The 1294-nt window shown below is 58.3% G+C and carries 1 protein-coding gene; it reads right to left on the bottom strand.

The genetic code is table 11. The features are described from left to right. Positions 1 to 29 precede the first annotated feature (29 nt). Positions 30 to 1217 (bottom strand): helix-turn-helix domain-containing protein, encoded by a 1188-nt coding sequence (locus NKH54_RS32415; protein ID WP_023727784.1) that lies wholly within the window; start codon positions 1215 to 1217, stop codon positions 30 to 32. Positions 1218 to 1294 lie beyond the last annotated feature (77 nt).

Genomic DNA, 1294 nt, shown 5'->3' with positions numbered 1-1294 from the left:
GGGTCCATTCCGGACACATAGGTTACGGTTTATATCGGAGACATGGGTAACACTTTTGGCCCGAAGGGGTTTTGGAGTGGTTCGAGCCTGCATGTCTCATCATCGAAGTAGCCCAAATCATAATCCATGAAGGAAGCCAGCCAGATATGGTCCTCGACCTGTTTGATGCCGACGGTCTGGCCGGCAAAGACGAGGCTGAGGTTGATCTTCTTGCGATTGTAGCAGATGCGGCCGCAGGTGGTGACGGTGACGGCCTTGTCGTGAAACGGATAATCGAGATCCGGCAGGCCGGCATAGATGCGCGGTGACGGCGTGTAGCGCTCGGCTGGACAGGCCATGTCGAGCGCCTGATGTGGGCGTTCTGAGTTGAACTCATTGATGAAGTCATCGAACCTGGCCTGCTGCTGCAGGAAATTGGCGCCAGCCGGTTTGGTGGTTTCCTTCTTGAGAGTCAGGTGCATGCGCTCATGGCGCCCGTTCTGCTGCGGACAGCCCGGCTGGATGCGCTCGATGTCGATGCCCAGGCGCAGCCACCAGACCGACAGTTTGCTGAGATTGAACAGCGCGTTTGGGCTGGCAAAGGGAACGCCGTTGTCGGTCCTGATGGCGCTGGGCAGGCCGAACTCTTTGAAAACGCTCTCGAACACCGTGAAGGCATAGGCTTCCTTGGTAGTCGACAACGCCTCGCAGGCGATGAGATAGCGGCTGGCGAAGTCGGTGATCGTCAGCGGGTAGCAATAGCGCCGATCGGCGAGCATGAACTCGCCTTTGTAGTCGGCACACCACAGATCGTTGGGCCGATAGCCGTTTGAAAGTGGTGTTCCCATCGCCCTGTTGCGCCTTCGCTTGCGGCGCTCGACCAGGCCATGGCGGTCGAGAACCGCATGCACCGTCGAGATCGCAGGCCGGTGAACGTCAGGATACAGCCGGGCCAACCGTTCGCGTATCTTTGGCGCACCCCAGGTCGGCTTGTCTTGCTTGAGGCGCACAATCAGCTTCTCGATTTGAAACGGAAGCTGATTGGCGTGGCGGTAGGGTCGGCGTGATCGATCCGTCAGCCCCTCAAGGCCACTGTCATTGTAGCGTGTGAGGATCTTGTAGCCGGTCTTGCGCGAGATATCGAACTCACGGCAAAGCACCGCCATCTTCTCGCCGTCCAGCAGCCGGGCAATGAACTTCAGCCGCTCTTCCATGACGTTACACTCCTTCCAAGGCACCTTGCTCTCCTTGCAAAGGGCCGAAAGTGTAACCCATGTCTCCGGAATGAACTGTCACCCATCTCTCGGGAAGGGCA

It is taken from the genome of Mesorhizobium sp. M1004 (assembly GCF_040318795.1).
GTDB lineage: Bacteria > Pseudomonadota > Alphaproteobacteria > Rhizobiales > Rhizobiaceae > Mesorhizobium.
The sequence above is the reverse complement of the archived record's forward strand: the minus strand, read 5'-3'. Positions and strand labels throughout refer to the sequence as shown.